Genomic DNA, 19,387 nt, shown 5'->3' on the forward strand with positions numbered 1-19,387 from the left:
ATAGCGCCCATGCAAACGCCACGAACCACGCCCAGCCGCTCGGCCAAACGCGCCCACTACGACTCCGAATCCATTTACGCCATCCTGGACGAAGCCCTGTATTGCACCATCAGCTACGCCGTCGACGGTCAGCCCTGGTCGCTGCCCACGGCTTTTGCCCGCGACGGTGACCGGCTGCTGATCCACGGTTCGGTGGGCAGTCACTTCATCAGGGAGGTAGAGAAGGGCATTCCGGTCTGCATCTCGGTGACCCTCCTCGACGGGTTGGTGCTGGCTAAATCGGGATTCAGTCACTCGGTCAATTACCGCTCCGTGATCGTTTTTGCGCGGGCCGAAAAAGTGGACGACTACGACCAGAAAGTACGCGCCCTGGCCCTGATCACGGATCAACTCATCCCGAACCGGTGGGCGGATCTGCGCCCGGAAACCGCCAGCGAGATTCGCAAGACCACGGTGCTTTCGTTTTCGCTGGAAGAAGCTTCGGCCAAAACCCGGACCGGTGGCCCCAACGACGAACCCGAAGACAAGGAGTTGCCCATCTGGTCGGGCGTCATTCCGCTCGAAACCGTGCGCCGGGCGGCCATTCCGGATGAGTCGAGCCAGTTGTTGCCGTTGCCGGCGTACCTGCGCTAGCCCATCGCGATGAGTAGGAATTGCCGGTAATCACGTTTTTCAATCATTCAGCCCATCCGCGGCTACCGCCTAAACCGTGTTACCGATGATCAACCGTCGCGAATTTCTCCACCAAACTCCGTCGCTGCTGGGGCTGCTGATGAGCCTTCCGGCGCTGGCTCAAACCGGTCGGGCGGCCAAAAAATCGATAATTCTGCGGTCGTCCTGGCAGACGGTCAACATCGGCGACATTGGCCATACACCCGGCGTAATTGCGTTGCTGGAAAAATACCTGCCCGAGGTGGAGGTGCGGCTCTGGCCGTCGAGCGTAGACAACGGGGTGGCCGAATTGTTGCAAAAACGGTTTCCCAAGGTGCCGATCATCCAGACGCCGGACGCCATCAGCCGGGCTTTCAGCGAATGCAGCTTTTTGCTCCACGGCTCCGGGCCGTCGCTGGTGGCCCGCAATGATGTGAAGCGGTGGAGCCAGGAAACGGGCAAACCGTACGGCATTTACGGCATTACTTTTCCCGGCGTGTACGCGCCCGGAGCGGCTGCCAACCAGATCAATCCGCTGGATGTGGAACTGCTCAATAAGGCACAGTTCGTCTTCTTCCGCGATTCGGTTTCGCTCGGCATTGCCCAAAAAGCCGGAATTGCTAGCCCGATCATGGAGTTTGCCCCGGATGGCGCGTTTGCCGTGGATTTCCGAAACGATTCGGCAGCCACGGATTTTTTGCAAAAGAATGGGCTGAAGGAAGGCCAGTTTCTGTGCGTTATTCCGCGGTCGCGTTTTACGCCCTACTGGGAAATTCCAAGCAAGAAAACACCGTTCAACCCGGAGCGCAATGCCCGGAACGAAGCCCTGCGCGAACACGACCACGCCCCGCTGCGGGACGCAATCACGGCGGTGGTCCGGCAGACGCCCCTGAAAATCCTGATTGTACCGGAAGACGAAACGCAGGTGAAGCTCGGTAAGCAGATTCTGCTGGACAAACTGCCGGATGACGTCAGGAAAAAAGTAGTCTGGCGCGACCGTTACTGGCTCACCGACGAAGCCGTCAGCACTTACGTCCGCTCGGCGGGTTTGTTCGGGCTGGAAATGCACTCGCCCATCCTATGCATCGGCCACGGCATTCCGGCCATCGTCTGCCGGTTTGCCGAACAGACCAGCAAAGGCTTCATGTGGCAGAACATTGGCCTGGGCGACTGGCTGTTTGACGTAGACAAACCCGAAGACGTGGCCCGCATCGTTCCGGCCGTCCTGGCGATGGCCCAAGACCCCAAAGCCGCTCGCGAAAAAGCCGCCCAAGGCCGGGCGTTTGTGGAAAAACGCCAGCGTGAAACGATGGCAATTCTGGCTAAAACGCTGATGATTTGATGATCACAACGGAAGATGTTTATTCACTTGATGCGCCAACAAACGGCAGTAATTCCCGATAAATGAGGTTTTTCTGCCAGAATAATTGGGTTACCATGCCAATGTGTTTTTTGCCGGGCAGAATTTTGTATTCGTGTTTAACGCCCAACTCCCGTAACCGCTGGTGAAATTTCTGCGTGCTGCTGGCAATGCTCGGGTAGGTGCGGCTTCCGGTGTAAATCAGCATGGGAGGGCATTGGGCCGTAACCTGAAAATACGGCGACACGGCCCGCCATACCGTTGAATCTTGGCCGAACGGGACCAGGTATTGATCGTCACCGGGGTACTCCATCTTCTTCAGGTAATCAAACATATCCAGTCCCGCCGGGTCGTCGAGAATCGCGCCTTTGACCACATTCCGGGGCAATTGCCATTTATCCAGCAGCCGTTGATCGGTGGCTAACAAAGCCGCCAGGCCACCCCCCGCCGAATGCCCCATCACAAAAATCCGGGCCGGGTCACCACGCAATTCCGCAATGTGACGCTGAACCCATCGCAAGGCCCGGGCGCAATCGTCGGCCATGCCGGGCACCTGGATTGCGGGGGCAAGCCGGTAACTAATGACCACCGCCACCACGCCCTGCTTGGCCAGCCGACGCCCGACGAACCAGTAAAGGTTTTTACTGCCGCTATCCCAGTTGCCGCCGTGGATAAAAAGCACGACGGGCCGGAGCTCTTTGGCATTTCGACGGGGCACATACACATCCAGTACGTGGCGCTTTGCGTCAAAATCAGGCTCACTGGCTGCCACATACGGCACGTCCTTCACCCGCCGACTGGGCCGGGCAACCGCGCATTCATTCACTAGGAAAACCAGAATAACAAAAACCAGCAAAACAGCCGGAACTTGCCAGAACAACCGCAGGAAAAGCATCAATACGTGAATTAGCCAGTTGCAAGTTCCGGCTTAACGGCCTCAATTCAAAAACGCGACGAGTTTGCCGGGGACCGACGCCTTGAACCGCACGTTATCCTGCGAAAACTCAGCAGGTGTTTCCAGTGGAAATACTTCATAAACTATCATACCGTCCCGCGTAAAGATTTCTTTTTTCAGTCGGGTCGCTGCCCCCTGACAGTTCAAAATCTGGACATCAGGTTTCAATTTCAGATGTTGTCTGGGAATAAAATAGTAGAGGTTTAACGTCTGCTCCCGCCGGTTCCGGTCGAATCTTAGGGTAAAAGCCGTTTCCACTTCCTGCGGTTTCGTGAAGCGCTCATCTTTGAGCTTTTTAAAATCTGTTTCCCGAAATGCTTTTCGGAGTTTGCGCTCGGCTTCTGTCAGCGATTCCTGATAATCACCATTATCGGCGTTCGTCAGCAGGGAAGGCAGGTTTTGCGCGAAGAGGTAACTGATGGAGAGACACAAGCCAAATGTCGTCAGAATTAAGTTTTTTTGCAGTGTTTTCATACTGATAAAAGTTTAAGGGGTTTTCCATAAAACTATCAAACTTTTATATTATTGTTTCTTATATATAACAATAAAAAAATAGCCGGGATATGTTTCCAAACCCGGCTATTCGTGATTAGTACTAAAATAGATTTTACGCTTGTTTTGATAAAGCAGAAGCTGCGGGTTCGTCCAGAAACCAATGCACCTCACCTTCCGCAGCCCGAATGAGTTGGGCGGGATGATTCACAATGTCTTCCGGACCGTTCAGCACGGCTTCGACGGCTTCGGCCTTCCCTTTTCCGTAGACCAGAAACGCCAGATTTCGTCCCAGGTTGATCAACGGGGCGGTCATGGTGATGCGGTACACATCCTGATCTTCCAGGAAAACGGCTTTCACCGAAACGGACGTATCGTGCAAAACCGGCGTGTGCGGAAAGAGCGAGGCCGTGTGCGAGTTGTCGCCTAACCCCAGCAGAATCAGATCAAACCGGACATGTTCGGCCTGGTAGCGGTCCTGAATCGTTTCGGCGTATCGCTGCGCGGCTTCGTCGGGCGGCAGGCTGGTGTCGACCGTAAAAATATGCTCGGCCGGAATCCGCAGCGGATCGAAGAGGGCCTTTTTGACCATCAGGGCATTGCTGTCCGGATGATCGGCGGGCACATACCGTTCATCACCGAAAAAGAAATCGACTTTATCCCAGTCAATCCGGCTGCTGTACTCCGGGGTTGCCAGCAGTTCGTAGAGCTTTTTGGGCGAACTGCCGCCCGAAAGCGAGACCGAAAACCGACCGGTGTCGCTGATCGACTGCTTCGCCGTCTGGATAAAAAAGTCGGCCAGCGCCACCAGCATCTGGTCGGCCGTTTCGTAAATATGCAGAGTAGGCTCGCTCATCCGTGTTTGCCGTTCATGGGAAGTGTAAACCAGTGAAAACCGTCCTGCGCAATGAGGGCCTCGGCGTTTTCTGGTCCCCACGAACCCGCCGAGTAATTCGGGAAGCTCAGGCTTTTCTTGTTGCCCCAGGCGTGCAGAATCGGCATGATCAGTTCCCAGGCGGCTTCCACCTGATCGCTGCGCATAAACAGCGTCTGGTCGCCCAGCATCGTGTCGAGCAGCAGCGTTTCGTAGGCTTCCGGTGGTTTCCCGGCGTAGGTACCGCTGTAGTCGAACACCAGGTCTACGGGGTTGAGCGTCATCTCCAGACCGGGCCGTTTGGCCTGCATCTGCAACCGAATGCTCATTTCGGGCTGGATGCTGAAAATCAGGCGGTTTTGCTGCCAGTTTTCGGCCGACTCGGCCGGGAAGATCGAATGCGGTACATTCTTGAACTGGATCGAAATCACGGACGCCGACTGGCTCAAATGCTTGCCGGTGCGAACGTAGAACGGCACGCCCTGCCAGCGCCAGTTGTCTACGAAAAACTTGACAGCCGCAAACGTCTCGGTATTGGATTCGGGATTGACCTCGGGCTCCTGCCGGTAACCGGGTACTTCCTTGCCTTCAATCCAGCCGTGGCCGTATTGCCCGCGAACCGCCCCAAATCGAATGGCGTCGGCATCGAACCGGCGCATCGACCGCAGCACGTCTACCCGGCGGTTGCGGATTTCATCGGCGTCGAGGTTGATCGGCGGTTCCATCGCAATCAGGCACAGGAGTTGCAGGATGTGGTTCTGAATCATGTCGCGCATGGCTCCGGCACCGTCGTAATACCCGCCCCGGTCTTCAACGCCCAGTTGCTCGGTGACCGAGATCTGGACGTGGTCGATGTAATTGCGATTCCAGATCGGTTCGAGCAGCGAGTTGGCAAACCGGAACGCCATGATGTTCTGGACCGTTTCTTTGCCCAGGTAGTGGTCGATGCGGTAAATCTGCTTCTCGTCGAAGATGTTCTGCAATTGCGCATTCAGGGCCTTGGCCGACTCCAGGTCGTGACCAAACGGCTTTTCAATGACGATGCGGGTGCGGTCCAGGCCTTCCGACGGGCATTTTTTGGCGATGTTCTCGGCAATAATCGGGAAGAAGTTGGGAGCCACCGCCAGGTAATAAATCAGGTCAGCTTTCTGATTCCATTCGGCTTCGTACGATTCGATGCGCGAACCCAGTTCCTGATAGGTTTTTTCGTCTTTCAGGTCCGAAACCTGATAGTAGATATTCTTGCTGAAGGTTTCCCACTGCTCAGGTTTCGCTTTGCCGCTGCGCGAAAACTTGTCGATTCCTTCCAGCAGTTTTTCGCGAAACTGTTCATCGCTAAGCTGCGTACGGCCGGTGCCAATGATCGAAAAATGATCGGGCATCCAACCGTCCAGGTAGAGGTTGTACAAGGCCGGGGCCAGCTTGCGCCAGGCCAAGTCGCCGGTGCCGCCAAAAATGATAAATACGGTTGGCTGCGGTGTGAGGGTTGATTTCATGGTTTACTGGGTAATGGCATCCAGTGGGTGTGGAAAACGCCTTCTTTACCAATGAGTTCGTAGGTGTGAGCACCGAAATAATCGCGTTGGGCCTGAATCAGGTTCGACGGCATGTTCTCGCTGCGGAACGCATCGAAGAAGGTCAGGGAAGCCGCGTAAGCCGGAATGGCCAGTCCCGCCGTGATGGCCGAGGTGACCACCGCCCGCATACTGCCCAGACTCCGCGCCACCTGTTCGCGAATAGAGTCATCGAGCAGCAGGTGTTCCAGGCTGGGGGCTTTGGTGTAGGCGTCGAAAATATCGTTGAGCAGCTCCGCCCGGATGATGCAACCACCCCGCCAGATTTTGGCAATTTCGGCCAGATTGAGGTTGTACCCGTAGGCGATGGACGAGCGGTAGAGTAAATCAAGGCCCTGGGCGTAGGTCATGACGGTGCTGAAATACAGCGCTTCTTCCACCGACTTCAAAAATTCTTCCTTGTCCACGTTCAGGGCGGCCGGTTCGCCACCGTACACGCCCGCGGCTTTCACGCGCAGAACTTTGTATTTGGATAGGTCGCGCATGGCCACCGCCATATCGATGGTCGGAATGGGCACTTCCAGATCCATCGCCACCTGCGAGGTCCACTTGCCGGTTCCTTTCGATTTGGCCTGATCCTTAATCAGATCGAGCAGATACTGATCCGCGCCGTCTTCCTTGAAATTGAAAATATCGCGCGTAACTTCAATCAGGAACGACTGCAACCGGCCTTCGTTCCAGCCTTTGAAGAGCTGATGAAGCTCCTGATTATCAAGCTGGAGTCCTTTGCGCAGCATTTCGTAAGTCTCCGCGATGAGCTGCATCAGACCGTACTCAATACCGTTGTGGACCATCTTGACAAAGTGGCCCGAAGCACCCGGTCCAATGTAGGTCACGCAGGGTTCACCATTTACCTTGGCGGCAATGGCATCGAAGATGGGTTTCAGCGTCAGGTACGCCTGCTTGTCCCCGCCCGGCATCATGCTCGGCCCTTTGCGGGCACCTTCTTCGCCACCCGAGATGCCCATCCCGAAGAAGTGGAGTCCTTTCTCGTCCAGGTACTTGTCCCGAATGACGGTATCCGTAAAATGAGAGTTTCCTCCGTCAATGATTATGTCGCCGGGCTCGAGCAGCGGCAACAGCTTTTCGATGACGTTATCAACCGGCTTACCGGCGGGTACCAGCATCATGATGGCCCGTGGGGTGCTCAGGCTCTGCGTCATGGCCGCCAGATCGGTGAAACCCTTCACGGGTTTTCCTTCACCTTCCTTTTCAAAACCGGCGACCTGATCAGGATTGATGTCGTAACCGGCCACCGGAACACCGTGGTCCGCCATGTTAAGCAGCAAATTGCGGCCCATCGTTCCCAGGCCGATCATTCCAAAATTATACTTCGTTTCTGCCATTGAACTCTTGCAAGTTTATCGGTTCTTGATTCAGCTTCTCCAGGATGGCTTTGGTCGCTTCAAACGTTTGATGGTGCTGGGCCTGAATGCCCAGTCGGCGGGCAGCCTCCACCAGCATCAGGCGGTCATCGAAGTACAGACACTGCTCCGGACTCGCCTGCGCCACGCCCATTGCCAGCCGGAAAATACCGGGGTCCGGTTTGCGCATGCCCACTTCGCACGACGAAATGAAGGCATCGAAACAGCGGTGCAGCTTGAATTTTTTGATGCGGTAATCGTTCAGTTCGCGCCCTTCGTTGTTGATCGACAGAATGCGAATTTGCGGATTGGCTTTTTTCCACTCAATCAGCCATTCGAGCATGTTCGGCAATTCAACCGACTGCGCAAACAGAAACGATTTGAAATCCTCCCGGGTAAAATCGCGCGGCTTGTGGAAAACGACCGTGTCCAGATACTCGTCGAGCGTGATGCGACCCATCTCGTAGGTGTTGAAGATAAAGTCGTGCAGCACGTCCATTTCCGAATAGTCGAACCCGAACGTCTGGGCCGCCCGCTGCCGGGATTCGTGCCCCCACCCGTTGGTGAGAAGCACGCCCCCAACATCCAGAAAGAGAAATTTGATCGGAGCTAACTCCATAATCAGGCGTGTTCGAGTGCTTTTTTCTGCGTATCGATGGCCGCCAGCAGCTTGTCGTACGGTTTGTTGAATTTCTCGATGCCTTCGTCTTCCAGCTTCTGGGTGATCTCATCGATTTGGATACCCGCCGTTTTCAGTTTTTCGAGAATTTCGGTCGATTTGTCCAGATCGTTTTCCAGACGGTTTTCGGCCACGCCGTGATCCCGGAAAGCTTCCAGCGTTTCCATCGGAACGGTATCCACGGTATCGGGTCCGATCAGTTCTTCCACGTACTTGGTATCCGGAATGTCCGGGTTCTTACTGCTCGTGCTGGCCCACAGCAACCGCTGCGGTTTAGCGCCTTTTTCCTTCAGTTTGGCAAACCGTTCGCTGTTGAACACCCGTTTGTAGATTTCGTAGGCTTTGCGGGCCGACGCAATGGCTACCTGACCTTTCAGTTCACCGAGTCCTTTTTCATCCAGGATCGGGTCCACCATCACATCAATCCGGCTCAGGAAGAAACTGGCCACCGAAGCAATGTGAGCAATGGGCTGGCCAGCCTCCACGCGCGCTTCCAGGCCCGAAATGTAAGCATCCGTTACGGCTTCGTAGCGATCCAGTCCGAACAGCAGCGTTACATTCACGTTGATGCCGTCGCTGATGGCGGTCTGAATGGCGGGCAGGCCGGGCGCAGTTCCGGGGATTTTGATCATCACATTCTCGCGGTCCACGGCTTTCCAGAGCTGGCGGGCCTGGCTGATGGTGCCTTCGGTATCCAGCGCCAGGTGCGGAGAAACCTCCAGACTCACGTAGCCATCGGCGCCCCGAACGTCTTCTTCTTCGTAAACGGGTTTAAACAAATCAGCCGCCCGCTGAATATCGCTGACGGCCAGACCGTAAAATATATCTTCGTTGCTTTTGTCTTCTTTCGCCAGTTTTTTGATGTCCTCATCGTAGTCGGAACTGCTGCTGATGGCCTTCTCGAAAATGGCCGGGTTCGACGTAATGCCGCGAACGCCGTCTTCGTCGATCAGTTTCTGCAGTTCGCCGGTATCCATGATTTTCCGGTCGATGAAATCCAGCCAGATGCTCTGACCAAACTCGTGAATCTGTTTTACTCGATTGGTTGCCATACTGATTTATGGGTTGTAGTTAATGGTTTAAATGGTTGAGATGGTGAAAAGGACGGGATGGTTTCAGGAATGATACTTGATCAGGTAGATGATTTTGGGACCGACGGCCTGCGCTTCAAACGCCACCGCCAACCTTTCATTCTTCTAACCCTGTTGTATCAAAACCCTTCACTTTTCCAGTTCGATTACTTTGTTTAACCGGCGCAAATGCCGTTCGGCACCGCTGAACTTGGCGTCGAGAAACGTTTGAACGAACTCTTCGGCCACCCGGTTGCCTGTAATACGTCCGCCGAGGCAAATTAAGTTCATATCATCGTCTTCTACACCCTGATGGGCCGAAAAATGATCGTTGATCAGAGCAGCCCGCACGCCGGGGATCTTGTTGGCAACGATAGCCGCCCCGACGCCACTGCCGCAAACGGCCACCCCCCGCTCAATCTCTTTTTTGGAAACCGCCTGCGCCAGCGGAATGATCTTGTCGGGATAGTCGTCGGTACTTTCGTACGCATGAGCACCAAAATCGACCACTTCGTGACCCAGATTGGCCAGAAAATCGCGCAGGGTTTCTTTCAGTTCGAACCCGCCATGATCGGCGGCAATACCTACTTTCATTGGTTTCCGGTTTATCGTTGGAGGAATGCGGTTTTCGGGGTCTCTAGTTACAAATTCTGGTGTATACACCAAAATGTTCGTCCACCGAAAACCGTCTTTCAATTACTGTTGGCCAACCAGCGCCTTGGCCCGTTTCACGATATTTTCCACCGTGAAGCCAAATTTCTTGAACAGATCGGCCGCCGGGGCGGATTCGCCAAACGAAGTCATGCCAATGATATCGCCTTCGTCGGTGACGTATTTGTACCAGCCCAGCACGGCCCCCGCTTCAACCGCCAACCGTTTTTTTACGGCTTTCGGGAGGACTTTTTCCTTGTAAGAATCATCCTGCCGATCGAACAGTTCCCACGACGGCATACTCACCACCCGGGCGGCAATCGAATCTTTCTTCAGTTCCTCCTGCGCCTGCAACAACAACGAAACTTCCGAACCCGTGCCCAGCAGAATCACATCCGGTTCTTTTTCCGAATCGGACAGGATGTAAGCGCCTTTTTCGAGCTCCGTTGCTTTCGTGTATTTCTCCTGGTCGATCACCGGTAATCCCTGCCGCGTCAGGATGAGGGCAACGGGTCCGCCCGGATGCCCGATGGCTATGCGCCAGGCCTGGGCCGTTTCGTTGGCGTCCGCCGGGCGAATGACCACCAGATTGGGAATGGCCCGCAACGCCATCAGGTGTTCGATGGGCTGGTGCGTGGTGCCGTCTTCCCCCAAACCGATGCTGTCGTGCGTAAAGATAAAAATTGGCCGGATTTTCATAATTCCCGCCAGCCGAATCGTGGGCCGCAGGTAATCAGAAAAGACCAGAAACGTAGCACCGTACGGAATAATGCCTTTGGTGACCGCCAACCCGTTCAGAATGGCCCCCATCGCGTGCTCCCGGATTCCGAAATGAAAGATGCGGCCTTCGCGGTTGTCGGCCGTAAATGACTTGTAGTCTTTCAGATCCGTATCCGTCGAGGGCGACAGGTCGGCCGAACCGCCGATGAGGTGCGGCAACGAATCGGCAATGGCGTTCAGGACTTTACCCGAAGCTTTCCGGGTGGCCACTTTTTCTTCGCCCGCCGGAAAAACCGGAATCTTTTCCTCCCAGCCCTGCGGTAATTTTCCGTTGGTCACCCACTCAAACTCCTCAGCCAGTTCGGGGTATTTCGCCTTGTAGGCCTTATACAGATCGTTCCACTGTTCTTCTTTCTTGGCCCGCTCCTTGCCAATTTCGCGGTAATAATGCAGCACATCTTCGGGCACCACAAAGGACTGATCGGGGTCAAAACCGAAGTTTTCTTTCACGAGCCGGAGTTCATCTTCTCCCAACGGCGAACCGTGGGCGTCGGCGGTATCGGCTTTGTTGGGACTTCCGTAACCAATATGCGTGCGAACTTTGATCAGCGAAGGGCGGGTGGTTTCGTCCTGCGCGGCTTTAACGGCCTGATACAAGGCTTCCAGATCGTTGCCATCGGGAACAACCTGCACGTGCCAGCCGTAGGCCTGAAACCGCTGGGCCACATCTTCCGTAAAAGTCAGATCGGTGCTGCCTTCGATGGAAATGTGGTTGTCGTCGTAGAAATAAATCAGGTTGCCCAGCTTCAGGTGAGCCGCCAGCGAAGCCGCTTCGGAGGTGATGCCCTCCATCATGTCGCCGTCGCTGCAGAGGGCGTAAATTTTATAGTCAAAAAGTTTAAAATCCGGCTTGTTGTAGCGGGCCGCCAGGTGACACTGTCCAACAGCAAACCCGACTCCGTTGGCAAACCCCTGTCCCAGCGGTCCCGTGGTGATCTCAATGCCCTTCGATAAACCGTACTCCGGGTGGCCGGGCGTCTGGCTGTCGAGTTGCCGAAACTGCTTGAGGTCCTCCATGCTCAGGTCGTAACCCGTCAGGTGCAGGAAACAATACTGCAACATACACCCGTGCCCCGCCGACAGAATAAACCGGTCGCGGTTGGGCCAATCGGGGTTTTGTGGGTTGTAATTCATGGCTTCCGTCCAGAGAATGTGGCCGATCGGAGCCGCCCCCATGGGTAAGCCGGGGTGACCGGAGTTGGCTTTCTGCACGGCGTCGGCCGCCAATACCCGAACGGTATTGATGCTTAACTGCTCAATAGATTGGGTTGTGGTTTTCATTATAGATGGAGGGAATTGATGATATACCTGGTACAGTCTTTAATAAACCCACGGCCAAACGGTTTGTTTGTTACGATTTGGTTATAAAAGTTATTTCGCAGAGAAGAACGGAGCGTATCTCACCACCTCAGAGACGCTGCCCAACGCTGATAAGCGCTGATGAACTCTGTAATAACCTTTTCCCTGCTTACCTTCAGGCTTCAGAATACAAACCCAGTTTATGAAACGCCTGATTCTCTTTTGCCTCCTGCTTATCCCTTACGCAGTTACCTCTGCTCAATCGTTTACGCTAGAATCCGTTCGCAGCTACCCGTTTCCGTCCGACCTGACGGCTTCGGCCCAGGGTTCACGCCTGGCCTGGGTCTTTAATGAGCAGGGCAAACGGAATGTGTACGTGGCCGAGGGGCCGGATTTTGTGCCCCGTAAACTCACTAATTACACGGAAGACGACGGACAGGAGATTACCAGCCTGTCGATTTCGGCGGACGGCCACTGGGTGGTCTTCGTTCGCGGGGGCGATCACGGTTCCAATTGGGATGAAGCCCTGCCGGTAAACCCCCTATCTTCCCCTACCCCCATTAAAGTGCAGGTCTGGCGCGTACCATTCAACGGCGGAGCGCCAACTTCCATTTCCGAAGGCGACGAACCCGCCATCTCACCCAAAAACGATCAGGTCGCCTTTCTCAAAGGCGGGCAAATCTGGGCCGCCCCGCTGGATGGTTCCTCGGCGGCCCGCCAGCTTTTTACGGCCCGGGGTGAAAATGGCTCGATTCAGTGGTCGCCCGACGGTACCCGGCTGGCGTTCGTTTCCAACCGGCGCGACCACGCGTTCATTGGAATCTTTACCAATGCCCAAACCCCCATTACCTGGCTGGCCCCCTCCTTTTCCCGCGACGCGTCGCCCCGCTGGTCGCCCGACGGTTCCAGAATCGTCTTTGTCCGGACACCCGGAGTTGGTGGCCCGCCGGATTCGCTGCTGACCCCAAAGCACCAGCCCTGGGGCCTCTGGACGGTTGACGTTGGCAGCGGAAAAACCGTCCGCATCTGGCAGGCCCCCAAAACACTGGCGGGTTCGGTGCCGTCCACCAACGGCGGGTTCAATTTGCACTGGGCGGCCAGGGACCGGATCGTTTATGTATCGTACCAGGATGGCTGGCCGCACCTGTATTCGATTCCGTCGACCGGGGGCACCCCGCTGCGGCTGACGCCCGGTTCGTTCATGGCCGAACACATCCGGCTCAGCGCGGATCGGCAGTGGCTCGTTTTCAGCGCCAATACCGGTCCCGACAAACTCGACCTCGACCGGCGACACGTGGTCCGGGTGCCCGTCGACAAAGCCGCCGTGGAAGTGCTGACTCCGGGTGCTGGTCTGGAATGGACGCCGGTTGTTACGGGCGACGGAGCGACCCTCGCCCTGATCAGCGCCACCGCCCAGCGCCCTCCGCTCCCCGCCGTGATGCCCTTTGCGAAAGGGTCGCCCCGGCTGCTGGCCCAGAACCTGCTACCGACCAATTTCCCAACCCAGCAATTGGTGACGCCCAAACAGGTGGTTTTCAAAGCCGCCGACGGGGTTAGTGTTCATGCACAGCTTTTCGAACCGGCGGGTGGTTCCGGGAAGAAACCGGCCATTATTTACATCCATGGCGGTCCCTCGCGCCAGATGCTGCTCGGCTGGCATTACTCGGATTACTACGCCAACGCCTACGCCTGGAATCAGTACTTGACGAGTCTCGGTTTTGCGGTCTTGTCGGTAAACTACCGGCTGGGAATCGGATACGGTTACGACTTTCATCAGGTGGCCGACGGTGGAGAAAACGGGGCGGCTGAATACCAGGACATCCGGGCGGCTGGCGAATGGCTCGCCAGACAGCCTGGGGTAGACGCCAGCCGCATCGGGGTGTACGGCGGTTCGTACGGTGGCTACCTGACGGCCCTGGCACTGGCCCGCGACTCGAAGCTGTTTGCCGCCGGGGTGGATATTCACGGGGAGCACAACCTGGCCGTTTACCGGCCGGGCATCCGTTCCAACCGGATTGAGCAGGTTCCGGATGCAGACCGGGCGGCCCAGATTACGTGGGAATCATCGCCCGTTTCGGCCGTCCCGACCTGGACCTCGCCGGTGCTGGTGATTCACGGCGACGACGATCGTAACGTCGGCTTCAGCCAGAGCGCGGATCTGGTCCGGCGGTTGGAAGCGAAGGGCGTGCCGATGGAAACGCTGGTGATTCCGGACGATACACACCACTGGATGCGCCACGCCAATGCGCTGAAAGTCGGTCAGGCCACCGTCGATTTCTTCAAACGCTACCTGTTGAAACGCGAAAAATAAGTCTGCGAGCTAATTTGTTACCGGTTTACAACCCATCTACCCCAAAATCGGTCTACCCGATTAGTTGACCATTACAAATACATTCATCATGAATCGCTATCTCTATTTTTTTGCGCTGGGTTTTCTGCTACTTTTTGCCAGTTGTGATACAGACGGTCTGAAGCCGGAAACCATGACCATGTGGGTGGCCGACCGCCAGGTGGACTGTACCGGCGTGGGGCCGCAAAAATGCCTGCTTGTCAAAATGGAAGGCGATACCTCCTGGACGTATCATTACAGCGGAATTGAAGATTTCACCCACGAAGCAGGGTACGAATACCGGCTTACCGTCAGACGGAAAAAAATTAAAAATCCACCCGCCGACGGCTCCAGCATGCGGTACAGTCTGGTCAAAATAGAAGAGAAAATCAAGAAATAACGCGTCGGAATTGCCCCGGTCCAGTATGGTCTGTTGAACGGGGGTGATTCCGACGTTAGGCCAGTTCCGTCAGAATGCGCAGGAGGTCGTGCGGCAAAAACGGTTTCCGCAGAAAGGAATGAAACCCGGTTTCTTTTACCCGATCCAGCGTCTCCACACTATCGTCGGCCGACAGCGCAATCAGCGGAACACCGGGCTGAACGGTCTGCAACTGCCGGGCCAATTCATACCCATTCATTTCGGGCATGTGCAAATCGAGCAGCATGGCCCGGTAGGGCGTGTGGCTGGCCGACTGCAGGGCTTCGAGCGGTGAATTGAACGTGGCCACCACCCCCTTTTGCCTGTTGATGAAGTGCTCCAGCAGTTTGGTGTTCAAGGGGTTGTCGTCGACGGCTAAAATGACGCCCGTGGCCCACGAAATACCGCCTTCCATTTCCCGCGGAACCTCGTCTAAAACCGGCAGCGACAGGCTGAAACTAAACTCCGAGCCCTGCCCTTCCTGACTCTGGACTTCCAGTTTGCTGCCCATCAGTTCGAGCAACTGGCGGCTGATGGCCAGCCCCAGGCCCGTCCCTCCGTAAAGCCGGGTAGTCGACGCCGAAACCTGCGCGTATTCGTTGAAGAGCAGCGACAACGATGCCTGCGGTATCCCGATCCCGGTGTCGATCACCGCAATCCTGAACGTGACTTCCTGCGCATTCTTCGCCAGAACATCTACTGCGATCCGGACTTCGCCAACCTGGGTAAATTTGAGCGCATTGCTGATGAGGTTAAGCAGTACCTGAAAAACCCGCGTGGCGTCTCCCTGCAAACGGGTTGGCAATTGGGCGTCGATTTGGGTAACCAGCCGTAAATCCTTCTGCTGAGCGCGCCAGGCCTGAATATCCACGGCCTGCTGAACGAGTTCATGAACCGAAAACGGAATGGCTTCCAGCGCCAGCTTGCCCGCCTGTAACTTACTGTAATCAAGAATGTTGTTAACCAGATTGACCAGCGTCCGGCTGGTGGTTTGCAGCCGCTGGATGCTTTTTTGCTGATCCGGGCGGGGTTGCTCATCCACCATCAACTGGGTGTATCCTTCCAGCGCGTGCAGGGGAGTCCGGATTTCGTGGCTCAGGGTAGCCAGCAGTTGCGACTTCTGCCGGGCCAGTTCTTCGGCTTCCGACCGCGCCTGACTAAGCTGGTAGTTGGTCCGGCGCAATTCCATCAGAAGCATCACCTGAGAAGCCAGGGCCTGCAACGCCATCTGCTGCGAGCTAGCCAACTGGCGGGGGTAATGGTCGATCACGCAAATAGAACCGATGGGCAAGCCTTCGGACGAGAGCAGCGGCACTCCGGCGTAAAATATAATATTGGGCGGTCCGGTGACGGCCGGGTTGTCCCAGAACCGATCATCCTGGTGGGTGTCTTCCACCACCAGGAATTTTCCGCCCGCTACGGTATGCGCGCAGAGCGAAATTTCCCGGGGAATCGAATCAACGGCCAACCCGTAATACGATTTAACCCACTGCCGGTCGCGGTCAAGCAAACTAACCATCGCAATGGGGGTCTGGCAGAGTTGGGAGGCAATGTGGGAAACCCGGTCGTATTCGGCTTCCGGCGCGGTATCCAACAGAAAATAATGCTGAAGCGACTCAAGTCGTTCCGCTTCATTGGCAGGTATCGGAGCAATTAACATACAACTCGATTCAGAGAAAATTCTTATTTTTTTGCAAGTACGGTTCTAAGAATCACGCAATTGTTGTACCAAACTGCACGCTGACAACCGCGCTTATGATTCGTCGAAACGCGAAAAGTAACGGTTATTTTTGAACAGAAGGCAACCAAAAACCGTAATGTAATGAGCTGGATCAGCCTGTTCCCGCTAATGACCCAAACACCACTATCGTGATGCCGTATGAACTGGTCGGCCCACCAATATACCCGTTTTGAAACCGAGCGCAATCGTCCCATTCAGGATTTGCTGGCCCGGATTCCCTCCATTTCGGTACGAACCGCAGCCGACCTTGGCTGCGGCCCCGGCAACTCAACGGAGTTGCTTCAGCAACGCTTTCCAGAAGCGGTCATTACCGGTATGGACAATTCGCCCGACATGATTGAAGCCGCCCGCCAGCGCCTGCCCGCTATCCAGTTTGAGGTATCGGATATTGCCACCTGGTCCAACCCGGGTCTTTTTGACGTGATTCTGGCCAATGCGGCTTTGCAGTGGGTGCCCCACCACGAAGCCGTACTGCCCCTGTTGCTCAACAAGCTGGCTCCGGGTGGTAGCCTGGCGATCCAGATGCCGGATAATTTTGACGAACCCGCCCACCGCCTTATGCGCGAAACGGCCGCGGCTGGCCCCTGGGCGGAAAAACTGAAGGGGGCCGTCAGCCGCCAGGAACGCCAACCGGCCGAGTGGTATTTCAGCCTGCTTCAGCATCAGGTGCACGCGCTAGACATCTGGCGAACAACCTATTATCATCCGCTGGCGGGCGGGGCAGGCGCGGTGGTCGAATGGTTCAAAGGAACCGGCCTGCGCCCGTACCTTGCTCCTCTCACCAAATTAGAGCAGCAAATTTTTTTGGAACAATACGAGCACGCGCTTGCTCTGGAGTATCCTGTTTTATCAGACGGAACGGTTTTGCTCCCTTTTCCGCGTCTCTTTCTCGTTGCTACCCGTAACGACTAACGAGCCCGGCACTTTATCTGGTGTGCGATGCCGCAGGTGCATCGTCACAGTTCCAGTCACCCCAGGATACTGGTTTATTCGTTTTCCGTATTTCTCATCAACGCGACCACCAATAACAGACAACCGACACTCCCTTTTTGGTAGTAGGCAAAAATTATTTTATTATTTTCTCTAAGAAGTTTTTAATTTCGTTTTAAGTTTTTTTTAATTTCGCTTAATCTTAGGAGAATGGCGCCAAAACATAAGCTCCTTAGAATCTGTTAAGTATTCCATTTCGATACTTTTCAGAACGTAAATCGATAGTCTGGAAGAATCTTCTTTTAGTCTCATTTGATTGGCTTCCTATCCGCTCAGGCAAGTAGGCAACTTGTTGTTCTGATGCTGGGTAGCGTGCCGTTTTTAATGCCGTGTCACACTCTTTTTCCGGTCGCTTACTAGTTCCCACGGGGAATCAGGAGGACGCTTTGTGTCAACTTAAAATTACCTGTTCATTTTTTATGCTCTAACTCAATTTTTACGAACCGTTCAACAAAACCAGTCTGATTTGCTCATTATGAAAAACTACATCTCCTATCTACTCCTTGTTATCCTCCTTACCCAAGCGAAGTCATTCGCGCAAACCTGCCCGGCCGTCTACGAAGAGCGAAACGGCCTGGTAGTTATCGAAACCGAGAACCTTAATCTGCCCAGCAGCTGGCAGCGCAAAACAGCCGCCAGCGGTTACACGGGCTCGGGTTACATTGACTGGACCGGTGCCGAAAATTTCAACACGACCGGTATTGGCCTGATCGAAACCACCATCCGCATCAATAAGGCTGGTCGGTACACGTTCCTGTGGCGCAACAAAGTTGGCATCGGTACGGTCCTGACGGAGCACAACGATACCTGGCTGCGCTTCCCCGACGCCAGCGACTTCTATGGTCAGGGCAGCCGCAAAGTGTATCCCTACGGCAGCGGCAAAACGCCAAACCCCAACGGTGCCGGCTCCAACAACTGGTTTAAGGTGTACTTCAACGCCGGAACAACAACCTGGGCCTGGGCTACCCGGGTGAGTGACCGGGAAAGTTTGCAGGTGTACGTAGAATTTGATCAGCCGGGTGTTTACAAACTTCAGATCTCAGCCCGCTCCAAGGGGCACCTGCTGGACCGGATTGTTATGCACCACTCTACGGTATCCTCCTCAACGGCGCAAAATCTGAGCAATGGCGAAACCCGGTGCACGGGTGGCACCACGCCGACGCCCAACCGGGCCCCAGTAGTGGCCAACGCCATCCCTAACCAGAGCGCCACGGTCGGTTCAAACTTTAATTATACCTTCCCCAGCAACAGCTTCACCGACGCCGATGGCGATGCCCTGACGTACCGCGCTAACCTGACCAGTGGTGCATCGCTGCCCTCCTGGCTGTCATTCAATGCCGGCAGCCGCACTTTTAGCGGAACACCGCCCAGCACCGGTACCTTCAACATTCGGGTAACGGCCACCGACGGCCGGGGCGGACAAGCCACCGATGATTTTACGCTGACGGTAAATTCAGGTTCAACTACACCGCAGCCGCAGCTTGCCGTGGTTAGCTATAGCTTAATTAATGCCACAACGGATCAACCCATCCGGGTGTTGACGGAAGGCGAACAGATCAACCTGGCTACCTTGCCGACGCGCAACCTGAACATCCGGGCCAATACGAATCCGTCTACGGTCGGATCGGTGGTTATGCGATTGACGGGGGCTCAAACCAACACCCGTACCGAGACGGGCGCCCCGTATGCTCTGTATGGCGACAACAACGGCAACTACCATAACTGGACACCAAGGGTTGGCAGCTACACCCTGACCGGTACTGCCTACAGCGGTGCAAGTGGTCAGGGAACGGCCGGAACCCCTTACACACTGCGATTTACCGTCATTGATCGATCAAGTGCCCGGTTTGGCGCCGACAATAGCGCTGAAACGGCGGGCCTGACGGTTACCACCTACCCGAACCCGTTTGTGGAGTCGTTCACCATATCGGTGAAAGGCCGGGAAGAAGGCAAGCTTCCGGTGTCGATCTATGACGCGCAGGGTCGACTGGTGCTGCAACTGGCGGATGTCCAGCCCGACCAATTGATCCGAATGGACAAAAACGCGCCGGGCCTGTATTTACTGCATGTTGGAGAAGGTCCCAAACTTCAACACCTTAAATTAGTAAAGGGAGAATAAATTGACACGTCTATACCTGAAAAGACTGGCCGGGCTCTCGG

At 55.4% G+C, this 19,387-nt stretch carries 16 protein-coding genes; 6 read left to right on the plus strand and 10 right to left on the minus strand.

Annotated elements, in window-relative coordinates:
* The first annotated feature begins 9 nt into the window (after window positions 1–9).
* Window positions 10–633: a pyridoxamine 5'-phosphate oxidase family protein gene (locus OQ371_RS22680; protein WP_265990613.1), complete on the plus strand. Its 624-nt coding sequence runs from the start codon at window positions 10–12 to the stop codon at window positions 631–633.
* An 85-nt stretch (window positions 634–718) separates the two neighbouring features.
* A complete protein-coding gene (locus OQ371_RS22685) occupies window positions 719–1,993 on the plus strand; it encodes a polysaccharide pyruvyl transferase family protein (protein WP_265990614.1) in 1,275 nt (424 codons plus the stop codon).
* A 19-nt stretch (window positions 1,994–2,012) separates the two neighbouring features.
* On the opposite strand, the gene OQ371_RS22690 is transcribed toward OQ371_RS22685, so the two are convergent.
* The 9 genes from OQ371_RS22690 to tkt all read right to left on the minus strand — a co-directional run bounded on the left by OQ371_RS22690 (window position 2,013) and on the right by tkt (window position 11,731).
* A complete protein-coding gene (locus OQ371_RS22690; protein ID WP_265990615.1) occupies window positions 2,013–2,906 on the minus strand; it encodes an alpha/beta hydrolase in 894 nt (297 codons plus the stop codon).
* Window positions 2,907–2,948: 42 nt separating this feature from the next.
* On the minus strand, window positions 2,949–3,440 hold the full coding sequence (locus tag OQ371_RS22695) for a hypothetical protein (RefSeq protein ID WP_265990616.1): 492 nt from the start codon (window positions 3,438–3,440) through the stop codon (window positions 2,949–2,951).
* A gap of 133 nt (window positions 3,441–3,573) precedes the next feature.
* The gene (gene pgl / locus OQ371_RS22700) at window positions 3,574–4,314 is read right to left on the minus strand and encodes a 6-phosphogluconolactonase (protein WP_265990617.1); all 741 of its coding nucleotides are present in this window, start codon (window positions 4,312–4,314) and stop codon (window positions 3,574–3,576) included.
* Window positions 4,311–5,828 carry a glucose-6-phosphate dehydrogenase gene (gene zwf, locus OQ371_RS22705; RefSeq protein ID WP_265990618.1) on the minus strand — a complete coding sequence of 506 codons (1,518 nt, stop codon included), beginning with the start codon at window positions 5,826–5,828 and terminating at the stop codon, window positions 4,311–4,313. Before zwf ends, pgl begins: the two co-directional genes overlap by 4 nt.
* Window positions 5,825–7,252, minus strand: coding sequence for an NADP-dependent phosphogluconate dehydrogenase (gene gnd, locus OQ371_RS22710; protein WP_265990619.1), 1,428 nt, complete (start codon window positions 7,250–7,252; stop codon window positions 5,825–5,827). Before gnd ends, zwf begins: the two co-directional genes overlap by 4 nt.
* Window positions 7,233–7,889, minus strand: a complete 657-nt coding sequence (locus OQ371_RS22715) for an HAD family hydrolase (RefSeq protein WP_265990620.1) — start codon at window positions 7,887–7,889, stop codon at window positions 7,233–7,235. The genes gnd and OQ371_RS22715 overlap by 20 nt, the downstream gene beginning before the upstream one ends.
* Window positions 7,890–7,891: 2 nt before the next feature.
* Window positions 7,892–9,001 carry a transaldolase gene (gene tal, locus OQ371_RS22720; protein ID WP_265990621.1) on the minus strand — a complete coding sequence of 370 codons (1,110 nt, stop codon included), beginning with the start codon at window positions 8,999–9,001 and terminating at the stop codon, window positions 7,892–7,894.
* Window positions 9,002–9,169: 168 nt separating this feature from the next.
* On the minus strand, window positions 9,170–9,613 hold the full coding sequence (locus OQ371_RS22725; RefSeq protein ID WP_265990622.1) for an RpiB/LacA/LacB family sugar-phosphate isomerase: 444 nt from the start codon (window positions 9,611–9,613) through the stop codon (window positions 9,170–9,172).
* Window positions 9,614–9,715: 102 nt separating this feature from the next.
* Window positions 9,716–11,731, minus strand: a complete 2,016-nt coding sequence (gene tkt / locus OQ371_RS22730; RefSeq protein ID WP_265990623.1) for a transketolase — start codon at window positions 11,729–11,731, stop codon at window positions 9,716–9,718.
* Between the two features lie 220 nt (window positions 11,732–11,951).
* Here tkt and OQ371_RS22735 point away from each other — a divergent pair, with 220 nt between their 5' ends.
* Window positions 11,952–14,060 carry a S9 family peptidase gene (locus tag OQ371_RS22735; RefSeq protein WP_265990624.1) on the plus strand — a complete coding sequence of 703 codons (2,109 nt, stop codon included), beginning with the start codon at window positions 11,952–11,954 and terminating at the stop codon, window positions 14,058–14,060.
* Window positions 14,061–14,148: 88 nt separating this feature from the next.
* Window positions 14,149–14,478, plus strand: coding sequence for a DUF4377 domain-containing protein (locus tag OQ371_RS22740; protein WP_265990625.1), 330 nt, complete (start codon window positions 14,149–14,151; stop codon window positions 14,476–14,478).
* A gap of 55 nt (window positions 14,479–14,533) precedes the next feature.
* Here the strand turns inward: OQ371_RS22740 and OQ371_RS22745 are convergent, their stop codons facing one another.
* Window positions 14,534–16,156, minus strand: coding sequence for a GAF domain-containing hybrid sensor histidine kinase/response regulator (locus OQ371_RS22745; protein WP_265990626.1), 1,623 nt, complete (start codon window positions 16,154–16,156; stop codon window positions 14,534–14,536).
* Between the two features lie 219 nt (window positions 16,157–16,375).
* Between OQ371_RS22745 and tam the strand changes: the two genes are divergently transcribed.
* Window positions 16,376–17,149, plus strand: coding sequence for a trans-aconitate 2-methyltransferase (gene tam / locus OQ371_RS22750; protein WP_265990627.1), 774 nt, complete (start codon window positions 16,376–16,378; stop codon window positions 17,147–17,149).
* 553 nt (window positions 17,150–17,702) lie between these two features.
* Complete coding sequence (locus OQ371_RS22755; protein WP_265990628.1) at window positions 17,703–19,346, plus strand: putative Ig domain-containing protein; 1,644 nt, start codon at window positions 17,703–17,705, stop codon at window positions 19,344–19,346.
* Window positions 19,347–19,387 lie beyond the last annotated feature (41 nt).

The sequence above is a fragment of the Larkinella insperata genome (assembly GCF_026248825.1).
GTDB lineage: Bacteria > Bacteroidota > Bacteroidia > Cytophagales > Spirosomataceae > Larkinella > Larkinella insperata.

Excerpts from the sequence above, each read along its gene's own strand:
- OQ371_RS22680 (WP_265990613.1), top strand. The coding sequence starts at position 10 with ATGCAAACGCCACGAACCACGCCCAGCCGCTCGGCCAAACGCGCCCAC.
- OQ371_RS22685 (WP_265990614.1), top strand. The coding sequence starts at position 719 with ATGATCAACCGTCGCGAATTTCTCCACCAAACTCCGTCGCTGCTGGGG.
- OQ371_RS22690 (WP_265990615.1), bottom strand. The coding sequence starts at position 2,906 with ATGCTTTTCCTGCGGTTGTTCTGGCAAGTTCCGGCTGTTTTGCTGGTT.
- OQ371_RS22695 (WP_265990616.1), bottom strand. The coding sequence starts at position 3,440 with ATGAAAACACTGCAAAAAAACTTAATTCTGACGACATTTGGCTTGTGT.
- pgl (WP_265990617.1), bottom strand. The coding sequence starts at position 4,314 with ATGAGCGAGCCTACTCTGCATATTTACGAAACGGCCGACCAGATGCTG.
- zwf (WP_265990618.1), bottom strand. The coding sequence starts at position 5,828 with ATGAAATCAACCCTCACACCGCAGCCAACCGTATTTATCATTTTTGGC.
- gnd (WP_265990619.1), bottom strand. The coding sequence starts at position 7,252 with ATGGCAGAAACGAAGTATAATTTTGGAATGATCGGCCTGGGAACGATG.
- OQ371_RS22715 (WP_265990620.1), bottom strand. The coding sequence starts at position 7,889 with ATGGAGTTAGCTCCGATCAAATTTCTCTTTCTGGATGTTGGGGGCGTG.
- tal (WP_265990621.1), bottom strand. The coding sequence starts at position 9,001 with ATGGCAACCAATCGAGTAAAACAGATTCACGAGTTTGGTCAGAGCATC.
- OQ371_RS22725 (WP_265990622.1), bottom strand. The coding sequence starts at position 9,613 with ATGAAAGTAGGTATTGCCGCCGATCATGGCGGGTTCGAACTGAAAGAA.
- tkt (WP_265990623.1), bottom strand. The coding sequence starts at position 11,731 with ATGAAAACCACAACCCAATCTATTGAGCAGTTAAGCATCAATACCGTT.
- OQ371_RS22735 (WP_265990624.1), top strand. The coding sequence starts at position 11,952 with ATGAAACGCCTGATTCTCTTTTGCCTCCTGCTTATCCCTTACGCAGTT.
- OQ371_RS22740 (WP_265990625.1), top strand. The coding sequence starts at position 14,149 with ATGAATCGCTATCTCTATTTTTTTGCGCTGGGTTTTCTGCTACTTTTT.
- OQ371_RS22745 (WP_265990626.1), bottom strand. The coding sequence starts at position 16,156 with ATGTTAATTGCTCCGATACCTGCCAATGAAGCGGAACGACTTGAGTCG.
- tam (WP_265990627.1), top strand. The coding sequence starts at position 16,376 with ATGAACTGGTCGGCCCACCAATATACCCGTTTTGAAACCGAGCGCAAT.
- OQ371_RS22755 (WP_265990628.1), top strand. The coding sequence starts at position 17,703 with ATGAAAAACTACATCTCCTATCTACTCCTTGTTATCCTCCTTACCCAA.